4 protein-coding genes are annotated in these 3,085 nt (G+C 45.2%); 3 read left to right on the top strand and 1 reads right to left on the bottom strand.

The genetic code is table 11. The annotated features are described in order from the left end of the window. The coding region (locus DK430_RS13495; RefSeq protein WP_109079474.1) for an IS3 family transposase at window positions 1-267 on the top strand (267 nt) is incomplete at its 5' end. On the opposite strand, the gene guaB is transcribed toward DK430_RS13495, so the two are convergent. Then, a complete protein-coding gene (gene guaB / locus DK430_RS13025; protein WP_109079473.1) occupies window positions 160-1,626 on the bottom strand; it encodes an IMP dehydrogenase in 1,467 nt (488 codons plus the stop codon). The two genes, DK430_RS13495 and guaB, sit on opposite strands and share 108 nt — an antisense overlap. A 141-nt stretch (window positions 1,627-1,767) precedes the next feature. On the opposite strand from guaB, the gene birA reads away from it, so the two are divergent. Further along, window positions 1,768-2,700 carry a bifunctional biotin--[acetyl-CoA-carboxylase] ligase/biotin operon repressor BirA gene (gene birA, locus DK430_RS13020; protein ID WP_109079472.1) on the top strand — a complete coding sequence of 311 codons (933 nt, stop codon included), beginning with the start codon at window positions 1,768-1,770 and terminating at the stop codon, window positions 2,698-2,700. Between the two features lie 85 nt (window positions 2,701-2,785). Continuing rightward, window positions 2,786-2,989, top strand: a complete 204-nt coding sequence (locus tag DK430_RS13015) for a YMGG-like glycine zipper-containing protein (protein WP_109079471.1) — start codon at window positions 2,786-2,788, stop codon at window positions 2,987-2,989. The last annotated feature ends 96 nt before the right edge of the window (window positions 2,990-3,085 follow it).

The raw sequence follows: 3,085 nt of genomic DNA, 5'->3' as shown, positions 1-3,085 counted from the left end.
TATTCCCGCCGGTTTAACAATATTGATGAATTAGAACGGGCAATACATGACTATATTCGTTATTATAACGAGGAACGTATTCAACTTTTGGGGAGCAGAGAAAAGTGCGGTCGGTTTAAAAAACGTTTTAAAAACCGACCGCACTTTTTATGCACTGAACTAGCTCATGCGATAATTCGGTGCTTCTTTGGTGATGGTGACATCATGCACATGACTTTCTTTAATTCCTGCGCCGCTGATACGCACGAACTGGGCTTTGGTGCGTAATTCGTCGATGGTGGCGCAACCGGTTAAGCCCATGCAGGAACGCAAACCGCCCATTTGTTGATGGATGATTTCTTTCAACAAGCCTTTATAAGGAATACGTCCCTCAATGCCTTCCGGCACGAGTTTGTCAGCGGCGTTATCTGATTGGAAATAACGATCGCTGGAGCCTTTCGCCATGGCGCCGAGAGATCCCATGCCACGATAAGATTTGAAGGCACGGCCTTGATACAATTCGATTTCGCCCGGCGCTTCTTCTGTTCCGGCAAACATCGATCCCACCATCACGCAGCTGGCGCCGGCGGCAATGGCTTTGGCAATGTCACCTGAATAGCGGATACCGCCGTCGGCAATTACCGGAATGCCGCGATCTTTTAAGGCTTCCGCCGCATCAGAAATTGCCGTAATTTGCGGTACGCCTACGCCGGTGACGATACGGGTGGTACAAATAGAACCAGGACCGATACCCACTTTCACTGCACTTGCACCGGCATCCGCTAGGGCAATGGCGCCTTCAGCAGTGGCAATATTGCCGGCAATGATCGGCAGGTTAGGGTATTTGGCGCGGGTTTCGCGTACGCGTTGCAGCACGCCTTCGGAATGTCCGTGGGAAGAGTCGATCAATAACACATCTACGCCGGCTTTAACTAACGCATCAATTCGCTCCTCATTGCCTGCACCTGCGCCCACCGCCGCACCCACGCGTAAACGACCGAATTCGTCTTTACAGGCGTTCGGTTTTTGCTCGGCTTTTTGGTAGTCTTTTAAGGTGATCATGCCTTTCAATTTGAAGTTGTCATCCACTACCAACACTTTTTCTACGCGATGTTCATGCATTAATTGGAAAATTTCGTCGCGTTGCGCGTCTTCTTTTACGGTGACCAAACGATCTTTCGGGGTCATAAAATCGGCAACGGTTTTATTAACATTGGACACAAAACGGGTATCACGACCGGTAATGATGCCCACTAAGTTATTGTCCGCATCAACCACAGGATAGCCGGCGAAACCGTTTTTCTGCGCAATGGCTTTTAATTCACTGATGGTTAAATTCGGTGGCACGGTAATTGGGTCGGAGACCACGCCGCTTTCAAATTTTTTCACTTTACGTACGCGATCCACTTGGCGTTCGATGGTCATATTTTTATGAATAAAGCCAATACCGCCTTCTTGGGCTAATGAAATTGCCAATTTTGCTTCGGTGACGGTATCCATCGCAGCGGATAGCATTGGAATGTTCAAACGAATGGTGGAGGTAAGTTGAGTGGAAAGGTTAGCAGTGTTCGGTAACACGGTGGAGTGGGCGGGCAGGAGAAGAACGTCGTCAAACGTTAATGCCTCTTTTTGTATGCGTAATGCCATTGCAATATCTCTCTTAGTTGAATGTTTGGGAAAAAATATTGCGGACGGATTATACAGATTTCCCCTAAAATTGGGAACAAAAATTTATAAAAAATGCCGTTTAGCGTATGATAGGGACAATTCTATCAACAAGGAAATTACATGGCGAAATTATTAGAATTATTAATGAGCGGTGTTGAAAATTCATTGGAAAATTTGACCGCACTTTTGGCTTGCTCCAAACAGCAATTACAGCAGGAGATCCGCCAATTGGAGCAACAAGGCTTGCGTTTTGAGGTGGAAAACGACCATCTTTATTTGATTCCGGAGATGCCGCTATTAAATGCACAACATTTGACTGAGGCGTTAGCACCTTACCGCGTTACGCTAAAGCCTGTTATCTCATCCACTAATCAATTCTTATTAGAACATTTGGAACAGTTACAAAAAGGTGATCTGTGCCTGGCGGAATATCAAACAGAAGGGCGCGGACGACGCGGCAGACAGTGGATTTCTCCCTTTGCCGGACAAATTATCATGAGTTTTTATTGGCAACTGAATCCGACAAAATCATTGGAAGGCTTAAGCTCGGTGATTGGTCTCGCTGTGGTGCAGGCGCTGGCAGAGTCGGAGATGTACGGTTTCCAAGTGAAATGGCCGAATGATATTTTAGTTAACGATCGAAAATTGGCAGGCATTTTGGTCGAAATCGTTAATCGTAAAAACGGCATGCTTAACCTCATTGTGGGCATCGGTATGAATATTTCTTTAGGGCAAGAGAAAAAAATTGATCAACCTTGGGCGGAATTAAGTGAATTTTTTCCCGACGTCGATCGTGAGCAACTAATCATTAAAATGACGAAAACCATTTATCGTTATTTGGCACATTTTGAACAGCACGGAATAGATGCCGAATTACAACAACAATGGCTTGATCACGATGCTTATTTGGGCGCGGATGTTAATGTTATCACGGAGAAAGGCACAATATCGGGCATTGCGCAAGGGATCAATTCCACAGGACATTTATGTGTGATAACAGAAAATGGCACGCAATATTTCAATGCAGGAGAAGTGTCTCTACGTAAAAAATAAACTTTTTCATGGAAGCTCAGTCTAAAGCGATGAGTAACAATGAGAGCATTACTCATCTTATTTTAGTAACTAATGAGGTTTTAAAATGAAAAAACTGGTTCAAATTCTTGGCATCGTGACATTAGCCGTGACACTAAGCGCCTGCGGTGGCATGAGCAGAACGCAAAAAAATACGGCTATTGGTGCCGCAATTGGTGGCGTTGCCGGTAATGTAATCGGTGGTTCAACCGGCGCAACTTTGGGTGGCGCAGCACTTGGCGGTTTAATCGGAAGCCAAGTAAACAAATAGTCAATTTTATTTAACTCGGAAAGCCAAAGAGCGGTCAGAAATCCAACTGTTTTTCTGACCGCTCTTTTTTGTGGCTTTATTATTTTGGTATGTATG

It is taken from the genome of Aggregatibacter kilianii (assembly GCF_003129965.1).
GTDB lineage: Bacteria > Pseudomonadota > Gammaproteobacteria > Enterobacterales > Pasteurellaceae > Aggregatibacter > Aggregatibacter kilianii_A.
Note: the sequence above shows the minus strand (reverse complement) of the source record. Positions and strands in the feature narration are given on the sequence as shown.

Coding starts and splice junctions, on each gene's coding strand:
- guaB (WP_109079473.1), bottom strand. CDS start 1,626: ATGGCATTACGCATACAAAAAGAGGCATTAACGTTTGACGACGTTCTT.
- birA (WP_109079472.1), top strand. CDS start 1,768: ATGGCGAAATTATTAGAATTATTAATGAGCGGTGTTGAAAATTCATTG.
- DK430_RS13015 (WP_109079471.1), top strand. CDS start 2,786: ATGAAAAAACTGGTTCAAATTCTTGGCATCGTGACATTAGCCGTGACA.